Origin of the sequence: Streptomyces canus (assembly GCF_030815415.1) — a bacterium.
In the GTDB taxonomy this organism is placed as follows: Bacteria; Actinomycetota; Actinomycetes; order Streptomycetales; family Streptomycetaceae; genus Streptomyces; species Streptomyces canus_F.
Genome location: NZ_JAUSWW010000001.1, coordinates 7,539,218 through 7,555,564, shown reverse-complemented (window position 1 = coordinate 7,555,564; position 16,347 = coordinate 7,539,218). Strand labels below are relative to the sequence as shown.

Here is a 16,347-nt window from a genome sequence, read left to right as displayed (position 1 = left end):
CGCGCGGCCGTACGACACTGGGGGCGTGATCCGTTACGACGCTCTGGACGCCCTTCCCGTACGCGGTGCCCTGCCCGCCCTGTCCGACGCCCTGGACGCGCACGGCACCGCCGTTCTGGTCGCGCCGACCGGCAGCGGCAAGACCACCCTCGTACCGCTGGCGCTGGCCGGGCTGCTGGGCGGTGACGCTCCCGCGCGGCGGGTGGTGGTGGCCGAGCCGCGGCGGATCGCGGCCCGTGCGGCGGCCCGGCGGATGGCGTGGCTGCTGGGCGAGAAGGTCGGTGGGAGCGTCGGCTACACCGTGCGCGGGGAGCGGGTCGTCGGGCGCCGCGCGCGCGTGGAGGTCGTGACGACGGGTGTCCTGCTGCAGCGGCTTCAGCGGGACCAAGAGCTCGCGGGCGTCGACGTGGTGGTCCTGGACGAGTGTCATGAGCGGCATCTGGACGCGGACACGGCGGCGGCGTTCCTGTGGGACGTGCGGCAGGCGCTGCGGCCGGAGCTGCGGCTGGTGGCCGCGTCGGCGACGACCGATGCGCAGGGCTGGTCGGGGCTGCTGGGCGCGGCGCCGGTGGTCGAGGCGCACGGGAGGGCGTACGGGGTCGGGGTGGTCTGGGCTCCCCCGGCCCGTCCGGTGCGGCCCTCGCACGGCATGTGGGTGGATCCCGCGCTGCTGACGCATGTGGCGTCGGTGGTGCGGCGGGCGCTGGCCGAGCGGGAGGGGGACGTGCTGTGCTTCCTGCCGGGTGTGGGCGAGATCGCGCGGGTGGCCGGGCAGCTGGGCGGGCTGGGCGACGTGGACGTGCTCCAGGTGCACGGGCGGGCGCCGGCCGCCGTGCAGGACGCGGTGTTGGCGCCCGGCGAGCGGCGCCGGGTGGTGCTGGCGACCTCCGTCGCCGAGTCGTCGCTGACGGTGCCCGGGGTGCGGGTCGTCGTCGACTCGGGGCTGACGCGGGAGCCGCGGGTGGACCACGCGCGCGGGCTGAGCGCGCTGACGACGGTCAGGGCCTCCCGTGCGGTGGGCAATCAGCGGCTGGGGCGGGCCGGGCGTGAGGCGCCGGGTGTGGCCTACCGCTGCTGGACGGAGGCGGAGGACGTCCGGCTGCCGGCTTTCCCGGCCCCGGAGATCAAGGTGGCCGACCTGACGGCGTTCGCCCTCCAGGCGGCCTGCTGGGGCGATCCGGACGCTTCCGGGCTGGCGTTGCTGGATCCGCCGCCGACCGGGGCGATGGCCGCCGCGCGGAGTGTCCTGTCGGCGATCGGCGCGGTGGACTCCGCCGGGCGGGCCACCGAGCGGGGGGCGCGGCTGGCCCGGCTGGGACTGCATCCCCGCCTCGGGCGGGCCCTGCTGGACGCGGGACCCTCGCGGGAGGTGGCCGAGGTGGTCGCGCTGCTCGGTGAGGAGCCGCCGCGGGAGTACGGCGACGATCTGGCGGCCGCCGTGCGCACGGCCCGGCGTGGGGGTGATGCCTATGCGGGGCGCTGGCGTACCGAGGTGCGACGCCTGCAGGGCCTCGCCGACGAGCCGGCCCGCGCGTCCTCTCTCACGGAGGACGCCCTCGTCGGGCTCGTCGCCGCCCTCGCCTTCCCCGAGCGGGTCGCCAGGGCCGACGGCGGTTCCTATCTCATGGTGTCCGGGACCCGCGCCGAGGTCCGTGACGCCACCGCTCTGCGCGGGGCGCCCTGGATCGCCGTCGCCGTGGCGGACCGCCCCGTCGGCAAGGGCCACGCACGCGTGCAGCTCGGTGCGGTCGTCGACGAGGAGACCGCGCGGCAGGCGGCAGGGGCGCTGCTCGACGAGCGGGACGAGGTCCACTGGGCCGACGGCGACGTCGTGGCGCGGCGTGTGGAGCGGCTGGGAGCCGTGGAGCTGGCGGTGCGCACGCTCCGGAACCCGGACCCCGTTCTCGTACGCGACGCTCTTCTTGAAGGGCTGCGGCAGGACGGGCTGCGTCTGTTGCGCTGGTCGCCCGAGGCCGACGTGCTGCGGCAGCGGCTCGCCTTTCTGCGGCTGCACCTCGGGGAGCCGTGGCCGGACGTCTCCGACGCAGCACTGCACGCGCGCGTGGACGAGTGGCTGGAGCCGGAGCTCGGTCGTGCCCGGCGGCGGGCCGATCTGGCGCGGATCGACGCCGGGGACGCGCTGGGCCGACTGCTGCCGTGGGCCTCGGGGGATGCCGCGCGGCTCGACGAACTCGCTCCCGAGCGGATCACCGTGCCCAGTGGGTCCAGAATCCGGATCGACTACGCGAACCCCGAGCAGCCCGTTCTCGCGGTGAAGTTGCAGGAGATGTTCGGGCTGCACGAGGGGCCAACGGTCGCCGGGGTCGCGCTGCTCGTCCATCTGCTCTCCCCCGCCGGGCGCCCGGCCGCCGTGACCGCCGATCTCGCGTCGTTCTGGAAGGACGGCTACAAGGGCGTGCGGGCGGAGCTGCGGGGCCGGTATCCGAAGCATCCGTGGCCCGAGGATCCGGCAGATGCCGAGCCGACGCGGTATACGAACGCGCGGCTCAGGCGGTGACCGGTTCGGGCGCGGAGTCCGTGGCGGGTTCCGGTTCGTCGGGGCGGCGGCCGCGGGCCTCCAGGTACAGGGCGAGGGCCAGCAGGAGCACGCCCAGGGTCGCGAAGCCCCAGGGGAGGTACGAGGTCATCAGGAGCACCAGGGTGCGGTTGGACTTGACCAGGTCGACGGTGTGCTCGATGTAGTCCTCGCGCATCTTCACGTGGCCGGCGAACGCCGTCACCTTGTCGCGGTCGCCGAGGAGGGTGCCGCCGCGGAGTTCCTCCTTGTGGATCTCCTCGCCGTAGACGGGGGCGCCGGTGACGGGTTCGACCCAGAACTTGCGGACCGTGGTGTACCAGCGGGTCGTGCCGGTCTTGGCGAGCTGCTCGGGGGTGACGCCCGCGATGGGCAGCTTCTTGGGCCACTTCACCTGGGTCCAGGGGACGGTCTGCTCGAAGTAGTAGACCTCCAGGCCGCGGAAGTCCTGCGTGCCCTTGTAGTGGATGGGGGATGAGGTGCGGGTCTGGGCGTCGAAGTACTCGTAGTCCCGCTTCTCCGTCAGGAAGGGCCATTTGAATTCGAGGCCTTCCCGCTTCACCGGGTCGCCGTCGACCATCTCGCCCGTGGCGTGGATCGGTTCCTGGGTGTGGGCGTCGAAGATGTACCGCTCGGGGATGTAGGCGACCTGCTGACCGTCGGGGCCCTGGGCGTAGGACAGTCCGTCCCAGACGACGACGTCCCGGCCGAGTGTCTTCTCGATCTTCTCGGAGGCCTCGACGTTGCCTTTGAGGGTCTGCACGATGGTGACCTTGGAGACCTTCTCGACCTGCATCGCGTTGTTCATGAGGGTGGCGTCCTTCGCCTCCAGGACCATGTCCTGGTACTGGCCGGCCGGGATCTTGGCCAGGCGCGGGAAGGCGTACCAGCGCAGCAGTGGGGACAGCGCGGCGAAGAACACGGCGAGAGCGAGCAGGATCAGGCTGGTCTTGCGGCGCATCTCGGCCTCCCTCCCGGGTGGTTACGGGTGTGACGGGACCGTCGTCAGCAGCGGCTTCGGGGATGTCTCGCCGGCCGGCGACCCCATCGCGGTGATCGTGAGGACCAGGGCGAACGCGACGGCCAGGCCGATCGCGGCGGCGATCAGAGCACGCATGCGGGCCTCCCGACGGACTGGAACTGATAGGTCGTCAGGTTCGGCACCGTAGCAACGGGTGGGCGAGATGAGAACACGTTGCACACGACGACGGCGCCCCTCCTCACGAGGGGCGCCGCCATGGTCGTACGACAGGAACGAGCCGTTACGCGCTCGGGCTGGCCGACGGGCTCGGGGACTCCGACGTCTCGGCGGCCGCAGCCACGGTCAGTTCGACGGTCAGGGTCGCGCCGCCGGAGGTGTTGATGCGGAGCAGGAACGTGCCGGTGGTGTCGTCCGCGTACAGCTTCGGCAGCTTGAGCAGGCCGTCCGCGTCCGTCTCCAGGCCCGTGAGGGTGCGTACGGTCTTGCCGTCCGCGTCCTTGAAGTAGGGGCCCTTGGTGTTCGCGGTCGCGTCGTCCGCCGAGGTGATCAGGGTGGCGGTGGCGGCGACCCGGTCCGCGACGGCACCGGCGTAGGTCGCCTTCACCACGACCTGGTCGGCGAACTCGCCGCCGGGGGTGCAGGTCAGCGCGGTGTCGCTGGTGCGGGCCAGGGTGTCGGCGACGCGCTCGGTGACGGACGCCTTGTAGTCGAGGCCGGTGACCGAGCGGCCCACGACGGTGGCGCGGACGGTGAACTCGCCCGTCGTCTCACCCGCCTTGAGAGTGGGCGCGACGGCCACGCCGGAGCTGTTCGTGACCACCGTCGCCACGCTCTCGCCGCCCGTGAAGGTGGTGTCGGTGTCGCCGACGATCGTGAAGCGGATCCGGACCTTGCCGACGGCCTTGCCGGCCGAGGTCTCGGCGCGGGTGCTGATCCTCTTGGTGAAGGTGTCGCCGGCCTGCGCGGTGAGCTTGGCGGTGCCCGCGTCCTCGAGGTGGTCGACCGTGTCGGTGGGGGTGGGCTTCGGCGTGGGGGTGCCCGGCGTGCTCGGGTTGTCCGAAGGCGGCGGTGTGGGGCTGGGGGTGTTGCTGCCGGGCGTGCTGGGCGTACCGGGGGTCGACGGCGGGGTGGGCGACGGCGTCGGGCTCGCGCTGTCGTTCTCGTCGCTGCGGTTGTCCGGAATGGAGCCGGTGCCGTCGGGGATCTCGTGGGTGCCCTTGCGGTAGTACTCCAGCCACGACAGGACCGTGTTCAGGTAGTCCTGCGAGTTGTTGTAGCTGAGGATCGCGCTGTTGAGGTCGGACTGGGTGGACAGGTCCCAGCCGAAGCGGCACAGGTAGTGGCCGGCGGCGAGCGCCGCGTCGTAGATGTTGTTGGGGTCCTTCTTGCCGTCGTCGTTGCCGTCGCGGCCGGCCCACTCCCAGGTGGAGGGGATGAACTGCATGGGGCCGACGGCCCGGTCGTAGACGCTGTCACCGTCGTACGCGCCGCCGTCGGTGTCGCTGATGTGCGCGAAGCCGACGCCGTTCAGCTTGGGGCCGAGGATCTTGCCGATGGTGTTGCCGTCCGCGTCGACGCGGCCGCCGCGGGCCTGGCCGGACTCCACCTTGCCGATGGCGGCCAGGAGTTCCCAGGGCAGGTTGCAGCCGGGCTTGGACGACTGGAGCGAGGACGCGGCCCGCTTGTAGGCGTCCAGCACGGTCGCGGGTATGCCGGCCTCGGTCGAACCGGTGGCGGCGGGAGTGCCGACGGTCGGTGCGGGGCTCGGACTGTTGAGCGGCGGCAGGTCCGTGTAGTACGGCGAGTTGCCGGTCGCACCGCTGTCGTCGCCGGTCGCGTCGGGAGAGGGCTGGGCGTCGGCCGCGGTCGATCTGCCACTGTCGTCGACCGTCACGCCGGGTGCCTGGGACGCTGAGAGTGCCGCGACAGCCGCCGCGGCGACGGTGGTGGCCACCGCTCCCTTGCGCAGCCTCCTGCCGAATTGCGCCGACATAAAGTGAATCCCTCCCGTGGACGCCCGAGCGCCCGTCTCCGTTCGACGTGCTCGCCATGGTGTGACGATCGACCCGCGGTGCAGGTTGCCCTCGTGGACCCATTCAGTGCCGTGTACTTCTGTTCGACCGCGCTCCCCGGCACGGCGACCCAGGCGACCCTACGACAACTTGCTTTGCGCGGGCACCCGTTCGTGCCCGGTTTTCACCAGTTGGCCATACTGGGCCGGTCCGACCACACCGAACCCGGGGGCCTTCTTGCCGTTCACGCTGAGCCACGCGGCCGCTGTACTGCCCGCTTTACGCACCGATGGAACCGGCCGCGCCTCGCTGGTGCCGGCGGTACTGGTGGCGGGTTCCTTCGCCCCCGACATGACCTATTTCGCGGCGAGTGTCCTGTCCGAGGCGATGGAGTTCGGGACCTTCACCCACTCCTTCGCGGGCGTCTTCACCGTCGACGTGCTCGTCGCGTGGGCGCTGGTGGGACTGTGGCTGCTGATCCGCGAGCCACTGGTGGCGCTGCTGCCCCGGCGCCGGCAGGCACGGGCGGCGACCTTGCTGCGCTGCGGGGTGCCACGCGCGCGTGTCCGGCCGTCGCTGGTGGCGCGCTGGTATGTGTCGGCGGCGCTCGGTGCGCTGACGCATGTCGTGTGGGACGCGTTCACCCATTTCGACCGGTGGGGGATGCGGGTGTTCCCCGTCCTGGGCGAGACGATCGCGGGCTCGCCGCTGTACTGGTACCTGCAGTACGGCAGTTCGGCGGTGGCCGCGGTCGTGATCGCGGTGTTCCTGGGGTACGCCCTGCGGCGGGTGCGGGGCGCTGTCGCCGAGCCGGTGGGGGTGCCTGTGCTGATCGGCGCGGACCGGTGGTGGGCCGCTGTCGTCATCGGTGGCTGTGCGCTGGTCGGGGCGGTGCAGCGGGCCTCGCGGTGGTGGGCCTACTGGGGGTCCACCGCGAAGCCGTGGGAGCTGATCCCGACGCTGTGCTTCGGGGTGGGCGCCGGGCTCGTGCTGGGGGTGCTGGTGTACGCCGTGGGCGTCAGGGTGTGGCGTCCGGTCCCGGTGCCCGGTCCTGGCCGGGAGCTGAGCCGTCGAGGCGGTCGCTGACCGCGGCGGCGGTCACGCGGAACACGGTGGCGGTCCGGACCCGGCGGGAGCGGGGCAGTGCCGTGAGGAGCAGTGCGAGACGGCCGCGGGCCCGGTCGGCGGTGCGCCGCCAGTCCCTCCGGGTGAGCCGGTGACGCAGGTCCGCGGCCCTTTTGCGCAGGGCCGTCGCGAGGTCGGCCGGGATGCGGACGGTACTGGCCGTTGCCGCGAAGGGCGGGACCGACGGCGGTGGGGTGGACGCGGTCGCATCGGTGGTCGCCTGCGCCGGAGCCGTGTGGCGGTGGAGCGTGCGTATACCCATGTCCGCATCTTCACGGGCCGGGGGATGGGGAGCGTGTTGTCGGGGACCACGTGGGTGACGGGGCGGGGGGCCTGTTCTCGCCCCCGCCGCCCCTGCCCGTCCCATCTCCAGGGGGCTGCGCCCCCTTCACCCCCGCCACAAACAGGTGGCCGGGGCGGGTTCGTGGGCGGGTGCGGGTGTGTGGGGGCTGGTCGCGCAGTTCCCCGCGCCCCTAGGTCGGCCGCCGTAGCCGCCGATGGCGAACCGCCCGGCATTCAGCCCACCCTCACGCCCGGCCGCCGGAGGCTAGTGCGCCGCCGACTCCCAGCTCAGGCCCACCCCGACCGAGACGCCCAGCGGCCGGGTGTGTGGGGGCTTATTTCGCAGTTCCCCGCGCCCCTGGGGCAGCTGGCGTAGCCGCCGATGGCCAGCCGCCCGGCATTCGCCCACCCCCACACCCGGCCGCCGGAGGCTAATGCGCTGCCGACTCCCAGTCCGGGCCCACCCCGACCGAGACGCCCAGCGGGACCGTGAGCTGGACCGCGTCCGCCATTTCCCTGCGGACGAGTTCCTCCACCGCCTCGCGCTCGCCCGGGGCGATCTCCAGGACGATTTCGTCGTGGACCTGGAGCAGCATGCGGGAGGTGAGGTCTGCTTCCCGCAGGGCCTTGTCGACGTTGAGCATGGCGATCTTGACGATGTCGGCCGCCGTGCCCTGGATGGGCGCGTTGAGGGCCATGCGTTCGGCGGCCTCGCGGCGCTGACGGTTGTCGCTGTTGAGGTCGGGCAGATAGCGGCGGCGGCCGAAGAGGGTCGCCGTGTAGCCGGTCGCCCGGGCCTCGTCCACGGCCCGGCGCAGATACTCCTGCACACCGCCGAAGCGCTCGAAGTACGTGTCCATCAGGGCACGTGCCTCGCCCGCGTCGATGTTCAGCTGCTGGGAGAGGCCGAAGGCGGACAGGCCGTACGCCAGCCCGTACGACATCGCCTTGATCTTGCGGCGCATCTCCGCGTCGACGTCCGCGCGCTCGACCGCGAACACCTGCGAGGCGACCGTGGTGTGCAGGTCCTCGCCGGAGGTGAACGCCTCGATGAGGCCCTCGTCCTCGGACAGGTGGGCCATCACGCGCAGTTCGATCTGGCTGTAGTCCGCGGTCATCAGGGATTCGAAGCCCTCGCCGACCACGAACCCGCGGCGGATCGCCCGGCCCTCGTCGGTGCGGACCGGGATGTTCTGCAGGTTCGGGTCGGTGGAGGAGAGCCGGCCGGTCGCCGCCACGGTCTGGTTGAACGTGGTGTGGATACGGCCGTCCGCCGCGACCGTCTTGATCAGGCCCTCGACGGTGACGCGGAGCTTGGCCTGCTCGCGGTGGCGGAGCATGATCACCGGCAGTTCGTTGTCCGTCTGCGTGGCCAGCCAGGCCAGAGCGTCGGCGTCGGTGGTGTAGCCGGTCTTGGTCTTCTTCGTCCTGGGCAGGCCGAGCTCGCCGAAGAGGACTTCCTGGAGCTGCTTGGGCGAGCCCAGGTTGAACTCGTGTCCGGCGGCGGCGTGGGCCTCCTTCACGGCCTGCTGGACGGCGCCGGCGAACATCTGCTCCATGGCCTCCAGGTGCGCCCGGTCGGCGGCGATGCCGTGCCGCTCCAGGCGGGCCAGCAGCGCGGAGGTGGGCAGCTCCATGTCGCGCAGGAGGTCCGTCGCACCGACCTCTTCGAGGCGCTCGGTGAAGGCCTCGCCGAGGTCGAGGATGGCCTGGGCCTGCACCATGAGGGCCTCGGCCTCGGCGCCGTCGTCCGCGCCGAAGGCGAGCTGGCCGTCGGCCGAGGCGGCGGGCGCCAGCTCCCGGTGCAGGTACTCCAGGGACAGGGCGTCCAGGTCGAAGGAGCGGCGGCCCGGCTTGACGAGGTACGCGGCGAGCGCGGTGTCCATGGAGACGCCGGCGATGCTCCAGCCGTGCTCGGCGAAGACGCGCATCGCGGCCTTGGCGTTGTGAAAGACCTTGGGCTTGCCGGCGTCGGCCAGCCAGGCGGCGAGCGCCGTCTCGTCGGCCTCGTCGAGCTCGGTGGGGTCGAACCAGGCGGCCACTCCCCCGGACGCCGCGAGGGCGATCTCGGCGACCGAGCCGGTGCCCAGCGCCCAGGTGTCGACCGTGGCGACGCCGAGCGTGCCGGTGGTGTGCTCGCCGAGCCAGCCCGCCAGCTCGCCGGTGCCGAGCACGGTGCCGTCGAGCTCCACGCCGGCCGTCGCGGCGGGGGCCGGCTCGGCCTCCTCGGCGCCCGGGTCGACGGCGAGCAGGCGCTCGCGCAGGGACGGGTTCCGGATCTCGAGCGTGTCGAGGATCATCGCGAGGCTCTTGCGGTCGTACGGCGCCCGCTCCAGGTCGGCGACCGTCTTCGGCAGCTCGACCGTGCGGACCATCTCCGTCAGGCGGCGGTTGAGCTTGACCGACTCCAGGTGCTCGCGGAGGTTCTGGCCCGCCTTGCCCTTGACCTCCTCGACGCGCTCGACGAGGTCCGCGAAGGAACCGAACTGGTTGATCCACTTCGCGGCGGTCTTCTCGCCGACGCCGGGGATGCCGGGCAGGTTGTCGGACGGGTCGCCGCGCAGGGCCGCGAAGTCCGGGTACTGGGCGGGCGTCAGACCGTACTTCTCGAACACCTTCTGCGGGGTGAACCGGGTCAGCTCCGAGACACCCTTGGTCGGGTAGAGCACGGTGGTGTGCTCGCTGACGAGCTGGAAGGAGTCGCGGTCACCGGTGACGATCAGCACGTCGAAGCCCGCGGCCTCGGCCTGGGTGGCGAGCGTGGCGATGACGTCGTCGGCCTCGAAGCCGTCGACCGCGAACCGCGAGACGTGCATCGCGTCCAGGACCTCGCCGATCAGCTCGACCTGGCCCTTGAACTCGTCCGGGGTCTTGGAGCGGTTGGCCTTGTACTCCGTGAACTCCTCGGAGCGCCAGGTCTTGCGGGACACGTCGAAGGCCACCGCGAAGTGCGTGGGCGCCTCGTCGCGCAGGGTGTTGGCCAGCATCGAGGCGAAGCCGTAGATCGCGTTCGTCGGCTGGCCCGTCGCGGTCGTGAAGTTCTCCGCGGGCAGCGCGAAGAACGCACGGTAGGCAAGCGAGTGCCCGTCCATGAGCATCAGGCGCGGGCGGCTGCCGCCGGGGCTGTTGTCGGTCTGCTTCGCTGCTGTCTCTGCCACGACCCCGATCCTGCCACGCCGCACTGACAGTCGGCCGCCATCCGGGGCCCGGGCTGGTTCGGCACCGCCCTCCCGCCGGCGCGAGCCTGCGGCGGCCATGGCGAAAGGTTGACCGGGACGAGGAGTTGGGCGCCTCCGTGACCCTCCGCGGTCGGGTGCCGGCAGGCCGTGTTCACCGAGTCCCACGCCCGGCGAACGCCGTTGTCACCCCCGCGTGCGAGGATCGGAGACGTACCTCACATGTGTGCGCGAAGGAGAGTGTGCGATGGCCACCAAGCCGCCCAAGGGTGATCCGGTTCAGGACGCTCCGCAGGTCGCCGAGCCGAAGCACGCGGCGGCGGGGCTGCCGGCCATCGGACACACGCTGCGGATGGCCCAGCAGCAGATGGGCGTCAAGCGCACCGCGCTCACCCTCCTGCGCGTGAACCAGAAGGACGGCTTCGACTGCCCGGGCTGTGCCTGGCCGGAGCCGGACCACCGGCACAAGGCGGAATTCTGCGAGAACGGCGCGAAGGCGGTCGCCGAGGAGGCCACCCTGCGCCGGGTCACCCCCGAGTTCTTCGCCGCGCACCCGGTCACCGACCTCGCCACGCGCAGCGGCTACTGGCTCGGGCAGCAGGGGCGGCTCACCCACCCCATGTACCTCCCCGAAGGGGGCACGCACTACGAACCGGTGACCTGGGAGCGTGCCTTCGACATCGTCGCCGAGGAGATCGCCCCCCTCGGCACCCCCGACGAGGCCCTCTTCTACACCTCGGGCCGTACCAGCAACGAGGCCGCCTTCCTCTACCAGCTGTTCGCGCGCGAACTCGGCACCAACAACCTGCCGGACTGCTCCAACATGTGCCACGAGTCCTCCGGCTCGGCCCTGAACGAGACGATCGGCATCGGCAAGGGCAGCGTCCTGCTGGAGGACCTCTACAAGGCCGACCTGATCGTCGTCGCCGGCCAGAACCCCGGCACCAACCACCCCCGCATGCTCTCCGCCCTGGACCGGGCCAAGGCCAACGGCGCGAAGATCATCAGCGTCAACCCGCTGCCCGAGGCGGGCCTGGAGCGCTTCAAGGACCCCCAGACCGCCCAGGGGATGCTCAAGGGCACCGCCCTTACCGATCTGTTCCTGCAGATCCGCATCGGCGGCGACCAGGCCCTCTTCCGCCTCCTCAACAAGCTGATCCTGGAGACCGAGGGCGCGATCGACCAGGCCTTCGTCGACGAACACACCCACGGCTTCGAGGAGTTCGCGGCCCAGGCCCGCGCCGCCGACTGGGACGAGACACTCACCGCGACCGGCCTCACCCGCGAGGAGATCGAGCAGGCCCTGGGCATGGTCCTCGCCTCGCAGCGCACCATCGTCTGCTGGGCCATGGGCCTCACCCAGCACAAGCACTCCGTGCCGACCATCCGCGAGGTGGTCAACTTCCTTCTCCTGCGCGGCAACATCGGCCGCCCCGGGGCGGGCGTCTGCCCGGTCCGCGGTCACTCCAACGTCCAGGGCGACCGCACGATGGGCATCTTCGAGCGTCCCGCGCCCGCCTTCCTGGACGCCCTGGAGAAGGAGTTCGGCTTCGCGCCGCCGCGCGAGCATGGCTACGACGTCGTACGGGCCATCCAGGCGCTGCGCGACGGCAAGGCGAAGGTCTTCTTCGCGATGGGCGGCAACTTCGTCTCCGCCTCCCCCGACACGGAGGTCACCGAGGCGGCCATGCGGCGCGCCCGGCTGACCGTGCACGTGTCGACCAAGCTCAACCGCTCGCACGCGGTCACGGGCGCGCGTGCCCTGATCCTGCCCACCCTGGGCCGCACCGAGCGCGATCTCCAGGGCAGCGGCGAGCAGTTCGTGACCGTCGAGGACTCCATGGGCATGGTGCACGCCTCCCGCGGTCGCCTGGAGCCCGCGAGCAGGCACCTGCTGTCCGAGCCGGCCATCGTCTGCCGCCTCGCACGCCGCGTGCTGGGCACCGCCTCCCGCACCCCGTGGGAGGAGTTCGAGAAGGACTACGCCACCGTCCGCGACCGCATCGCGCGCGTGGTCCCCGGCTTCGACGACTTCAACGCGCGCGTGGCCCACCCGGGCGGCTTCGCCCTCCCCCACGCCCCCCGCGACGAGCGCCGCTTCCCGACCGCCACCGGCAAGGCCAACTTCACCGCCGCGCCCGTGGAGTACCCCGCGCTGCCCGAGGGCCGGCTGCTGCTGCAGACGCTGCGCTCGCACGACCAGTACAACACCACGATCTACGGCCTGGACGACCGCTACAGGGGCATCAAGAACGGCCGCCGGGTCGTCATGGTCAACCCCGAGGACGCCCGGAAGCTGAAGCTCGCCGACGGCTCCTACGTCGACCTCGTGAGCGAGTGGAAGGACGGCGTGGAGCGGCGGGCGCCCGGCTTCCGGGTCGTGCACTACCCGACAGCACGGGGCTGTGCGGCGGCCTACTACCCGGAGACCAACGTCCTGGTGCCGCTGGACGCCACCGCCGACACCAGCAACACCCCGGCCAGCAAGTCCGTCGTCGTCCGTCTGGAACAATCGGCGACCGACTGAGCGTTTGCTCAGCCGAGCAGTGATCCCGACGAAACGGAGCCGGGCCCCATGGGCGAGCAGCAGCACGTGAAGTTCCCGCAAGAGGTCATCGACGAGTACGCCGCGCTCGGCGTCGACCTGCCGGCACTGTTCTCCGCGGGTCACCTCGGCACCCGCATGGGCGTGGAGATCGTGGAGGCGTCCGCGGACCGGGTCGTCGGGACGATGCCGGTGGAGGGCAACACCCAGCCGTACGGGCTGCTGCACGGCGGCGCCTCCGCCGTCCTGGCCGAGACGCTCGGCTCGGTCGGCTCCATGCTGCACGGCGGCAGCTCCAAGATCGCCGTGGGCGTCGACCTCAACTGCACCCACCACCGCGGGGCGCGCTCGGGCCTGGTGACCGGCGTGGCCACGCCCGTGCACCGGGGGCGGTCGACGGCGACGTACGAGATCGTGATCAGCGACGAGGAGGGACGGCGGGTGTGCAGCGCACGGCTGACGTGTCTGCTGCGGGACGTGAACCCCGGCGACGCGGCCCACATCGTGGCGGCCAACTGACCCCGCCGGGACACCGGCCCGGGACCGCCCCGGGCCCCACACCCCAGCCCCCGCCGCCCCGGGGCCACACGCCCCCGGAACCCTCGCACCTCCGCGCCCCACGAGGCCACACCCAACTCCCCCCGCCCCAACGGACTCTGGCCCGACCCACCCCCCAGGGCCTAGCGTCGGGGCATGAGAACGGGAGGACCCCCGAAGCTCCGACGCGGAACGGCCCCGCCGACCACCGACGCGACACCCTCGCCGACCGTCGACGCGCCCCCTCCGCAGATCGCCGACGCAAGGCCCCTGCCACTCACCGACGCGACGCCCTCACCGACCGCCGGTGCAAGGCTCACGCGTCCCACCGCTTCAAAGCCCTCACCCACCGCCGACACGAAGCCCACGCCACCCACCGGCTCAAAGGCCACCGCGCCCACCGACGCGACGCCCCCACCCACCGCCGGTGCAAGGCTCACGCGTCCCACCGCTTCAAAGCCCTCACCCACCGCCGACACGAAGCCCACGCCACCCACCGGCTCAAAGGCCACCGCGCCCACCGACGCGACGCCCCCACCCACCGCCGGTGCAAGGCTCACGCGTCCCACCGCTTCAAAGCCCTCACCCACCGTCGATGCGACACCCACGCCGCCGACCGGCGCAACGCCTCTGCCGACCGCCGGCGCAGGGCCCTCGCCGACAGCTGTCTCAACGCCCTCGCCGACCGTCGACGCGGGCTCTCCGCAGACCGTCGGCGCGAAGCCCACCGCGCCCGCCGACGCAAGGCCCACCCCGACAGCCACCGCAACGCCCTCACCGACCGTCGACAGGGACCCACCGCAGACCGTCGACGCGATGCCCAGTCCTCCCACCGGCCCGACGCCCCCGCTGATCGTCGGCGCGAGGCTCACGTCGGGCCGCCGCTCAAGGTCCGCGTGCCCCGTCGAGGTGAAACCCCGGCCGCCCATCGGCGTGAGCCCCCCGCCCGTCGTCGGCGAAAGGGGCCGCCGGTGAGTGGCGTAGGGCCCGTCGAGCCCGGGGAAGGCACGCACGCGTGGGACGCTCTCGAGGCCCTGCCGGTCGTACGGCGTCCGCGAGGCCGGGTCGTCGAGTGGTACGGCAGGCACCGGCGTGCCGCCCTCGGCAGTCTCGCGTGTGCCGTACTCGTCGCGGGCGGCGGTTACCTCTACGCCACCCGCCCCCAGCCGCCGGCGGCACTCCCCCCGCCGTACCCCTCCCAGGTGACCGATGTGCACTACCTGAGCTGGGAGCCGACGCCCGAGGGTGCGCCGAGGCGGAGCTTCAGCCTGGGGGTGGAGCTGACCGTGCTGGCCGGCCCTCCGGTCACCGTGACCCGGATCTCCCAGCCGTACGCCGGCCTGTCCGTGAAATCGACCCCAATGGCCCCTTTCCGGACGACAGCGGGCTCAAGCCGCAAGATCATCGTGACCATGCACGTGACGCAATGCAGAAAAGTGCCGTGGAACGCCGGACTCCCTTTCCTCGACGTAACTCTACGTAATACGCGTGCAATAGAAGTCCACAGTTTCATCCTCGGACAGCGCTATGCACAGCAGCTCTCAGAGTCGCTACAAGTCGCCTGCAGCAACAATTCTGAGTAATCACCAAAACCGCTGAGACACCTGAACCGTCCAGGTCGGGTCCTGCGGGTTCTCACAATGCGGACCGGGCGAATCGGGCTTAATTCCACTGTTCCGCCCACTCAGTACCGCTCTGCATTACGACGTGTCATAACAAGAGCGTCACAGCCTGGCCCGGACCCTCCTCCACGATCCCCACACCCGCCTAGAGTCACGGCCAGTCACCGCGCCACCGGATTGTCACGTCAGGGACCCAGCGCAACGACTCGGCCGCTTCCAGGGGGAAGCGCCGCGCCAGTGAAAGGACGAATCGTGCGTCAACGTTCGCTCATCAGCATCACCGCCGCGCTGGCGGCGGGAGCACTCACCCTCACCGCCTGCGGCTCGCGCGACGACGACGGCGGCTCGGACTCCGCGGACGGCACCAAGGTCGTCATCGGCGTCGACGCCCCCCTCACGGGCGACCTGTCCGCACTGGGCCTCGGCATCAAGAACTCCGTCGACCTCGCCGCGAAGACCGCCAACAAGCAGAAGCTCGTAGACGGCGTCACCTTCGAGATCAAAGCCCTCGACGACCAGGCCCAGCCCTCCTCGGGCCAGGCCAACGCCGTCCAGCTCGTCAGCGACAAGTCCGTCCTGGGCGCCGTCGGCCCGCTGAACTCCTCCGTGGCCGAGTCCATGCAGAAGGTCTTCGACGACGCCAAGCTCGTCCAGATCTCCCCCGCCAACACCGGCCCGGGCCTCACCCAGGGCGTCAACTGGCAGAAGGAGAAGGTCCGCACCTACAAGTCGTACTTCCGCACCGCGACCACGGACGCCATCCAGGGCCCGTTCGCCGCGCAGTACGTCTTCAACGACGCCAAGAAGAAGAAGGTCTTCGTCATCGACGACAAGAAGACCTACGGCGCCGGCCTGGCCTCCACCTTCACCGCGGAGTTCAAGAAGCTCGGCGGCAAGGTCGTCGGCACCGACCACATCGACCCGGACACCAAGGACTTCTCCGCGGTCGCCACCAAGGTCAAGAACTCCGGCGCCGACGTCGTCTACTACGGCGGCGAGTACCCGCAGGCCGGCCCGCTCAGCAAGCAGATCAAGCAGTCCGGCGCCAAGATCCCGCTCGTCGGCGGTGACGGCATCTTCGACCCGACCTTCGTCGAACTGGCCGGCGCCGGCAGCGCCGGTGACCTCGCCACCTCCGTCGGCGCCCCCGTCGAGGAACTCCCCTCCGCCAAGCAGTTCGTCGCCGACTACAAGGCGGCCAACTACAAGGAGGAGTACGCCGCCTACGGCGGTTACTCCTACGACGCCGCCTGGGCGATCATCCTCGCCGTCAAGAAGGTCGTCGACGACAACGACGGCAAGCTGCCGTCCGACGCCCGCGCGAAGATCACCGCCGCCGTCCAGAACGTGTCCTTCGACGGTGTGACCGGCAAGGTCTCCTTCGACGAGTACGGTGACGCCACCAACAAGCAGCTCACCGTCTACGCCGTCGAGAACGGCGCCTGGAAGGCCGTCAAGTCCGGCACCTACACCGGCTGACCGAGACCCGCAGCACCACCTGAACGAGCCGCGCGGGGCGCTGTTCCACTG

At 71.5% G+C, this 16,347-nt stretch carries 12 protein-coding genes; 6 read left to right on the top strand and 6 right to left on the bottom strand.

Annotated elements, in window-relative coordinates:
• Positions 1 to 25: 25 nt before the first annotated feature.
• On the top strand, positions 26 to 2,518 hold the full coding sequence (gene hrpB / locus QF037_RS34890) for an ATP-dependent helicase HrpB (RefSeq protein WP_307032125.1): 2,493 nt from the start codon (positions 26 to 28) through the stop codon (positions 2,516 to 2,518).
• Here the strand turns inward: hrpB and QF037_RS34885 are convergent.
• From QF037_RS34885 to QF037_RS34875, 3 genes are all read right to left on the bottom strand, one after another.
• On the bottom strand, positions 2,508 to 3,497 hold the full coding sequence (locus QF037_RS34885) for a DUF3068 domain-containing protein (protein WP_307032124.1): 990 nt from the start codon (positions 3,495 to 3,497) through the stop codon (positions 2,508 to 2,510). The two genes, hrpB and QF037_RS34885, sit on opposite strands and share 11 nt — an antisense overlap.
• Positions 3,498 to 3,518: 21 nt before the next feature.
• Positions 3,519 to 3,653, bottom strand: coding sequence for an SPW_0924 family protein (locus QF037_RS34880; protein ID WP_307032123.1), 135 nt, complete (start codon positions 3,651 to 3,653; stop codon positions 3,519 to 3,521).
• Between the two features lie 145 nt (positions 3,654 to 3,798).
• Positions 3,799 to 5,511 (bottom strand): lytic transglycosylase domain-containing protein, encoded by a 1,713-nt coding sequence (locus tag QF037_RS34875; RefSeq protein ID WP_307032122.1) that lies wholly within the window; start codon positions 5,509 to 5,511, stop codon positions 3,799 to 3,801.
• Between the two features lie 256 nt (positions 5,512 to 5,767).
• On the opposite strand from QF037_RS34875, the gene QF037_RS34870 reads away from it, so the two are divergent.
• Positions 5,768 to 6,616 (top strand): DUF4184 family protein, encoded by an 849-nt coding sequence (locus tag QF037_RS34870; protein WP_307032121.1) that lies wholly within the window; start codon positions 5,768 to 5,770, stop codon positions 6,614 to 6,616.
• On the opposite strand, the gene QF037_RS34865 is transcribed toward QF037_RS34870, so the two are convergent.
• A complete protein-coding gene (locus tag QF037_RS34865) occupies positions 6,549 to 6,917 on the bottom strand; it encodes a hypothetical protein (RefSeq protein ID WP_307032120.1) in 369 nt (122 codons plus the stop codon). The genes QF037_RS34870 and QF037_RS34865 overlap by 68 nt on opposite strands.
• A 451-nt stretch (positions 6,918 to 7,368) precedes the next feature.
• A complete protein-coding gene (polA, locus tag QF037_RS34860) occupies positions 7,369 to 10,095 on the bottom strand; it encodes a DNA polymerase I (RefSeq protein ID WP_307032119.1) in 2,727 nt (908 codons plus the stop codon).
• Between the two features lie 265 nt (positions 10,096 to 10,360).
• Between polA and QF037_RS34855 the strand changes: the two genes are divergently transcribed.
• Positions 10,361 to 12,640 (top strand): FdhF/YdeP family oxidoreductase, encoded by a 2,280-nt coding sequence (locus tag QF037_RS34855; RefSeq protein WP_307032118.1) that lies wholly within the window; start codon positions 10,361 to 10,363, stop codon positions 12,638 to 12,640.
• Between the two features lie 48 nt (positions 12,641 to 12,688).
• Positions 12,689 to 13,177, top strand: coding sequence for a PaaI family thioesterase (locus QF037_RS34850; RefSeq protein ID WP_307032117.1), 489 nt, complete (start codon positions 12,689 to 12,691; stop codon positions 13,175 to 13,177).
• Positions 13,178 to 13,338: 161 nt separating this feature from the next.
• On the opposite strand, the gene QF037_RS34845 is transcribed toward QF037_RS34850, so the two are convergent.
• The gene (locus QF037_RS34845; RefSeq protein WP_307037838.1) at positions 13,339 to 14,208 is read right to left on the bottom strand and encodes a hypothetical protein; all 870 of its coding nucleotides are present in this window, start codon (positions 14,206 to 14,208) and stop codon (positions 13,339 to 13,341) included.
• Between the two features lie 189 nt (positions 14,209 to 14,397).
• On the opposite strand from QF037_RS34845, the gene QF037_RS51100 reads away from it, so the two are divergent.
• Together QF037_RS51100 and QF037_RS34835 are read left to right on the top strand one after the other, a co-directional pair.
• On the top strand, positions 14,398 to 14,778 hold the full coding sequence (locus QF037_RS51100) for a hypothetical protein (protein ID WP_373463855.1): 381 nt from the start codon (positions 14,398 to 14,400) through the stop codon (positions 14,776 to 14,778).
• 291 nt (positions 14,779 to 15,069) lie between these two features.
• Positions 15,070 to 16,296: a branched-chain amino acid ABC transporter substrate-binding protein gene (locus QF037_RS34835; protein WP_307032115.1), complete on the top strand. Its 1,227-nt coding sequence runs from the start codon at positions 15,070 to 15,072 to the stop codon at positions 16,294 to 16,296.
• Positions 16,297 to 16,347 lie beyond the last annotated feature (51 nt).